Origin of the sequence: Shigella sp. FC1544, assembly GCF_001722145.1 — a bacterium.
Classification (GTDB): domain Bacteria; phylum Pseudomonadota; class Gammaproteobacteria; order Enterobacterales; family Enterobacteriaceae; genus Escherichia; species Escherichia coli.
The window spans coordinates 1-237 of record NZ_MECT01000527.1 but is presented as its reverse complement, the minus strand read 5'-3'; the positions used below and the strand labels follow the sequence as shown (position 1 = coordinate 237).

The 237-nt window shown below is 57.4% G+C and carries 1 pseudogene; it reads right to left on the bottom strand.

Annotated elements, in window-relative coordinates:
• Window positions 1-95: 95 nt before the first annotated feature.
• Window positions 96-204 (bottom strand): annotated as a pseudogene (locus BGK49_RS31760) (efflux RND transporter permease subunit); the annotation flags it as partial.
• Window positions 205-237: the final 33 nt, after the last annotated feature.

Genomic DNA, 237 nt, shown 5'->3' with positions numbered 1-237 from the left:
GATATTTTGCTCGATAAACCTGGGGCACGGTGTTTTCCAGCCGTTCTGGGCCGATGCGCCGGGATAGGGTTAGCGGTCGACTCGCACGATTCGGTGGCGCTCTGAGATGACATATACATGAGATTATCGAGGCCGGTCGATATTTTGCTCGATAAACCTGGGGCACGGTGTTTTCCAGCCGTTCTGGGCCGATGCGCCGGGATAGGGTTAGCGGTCGACTCGCACGATTCGGTGGCG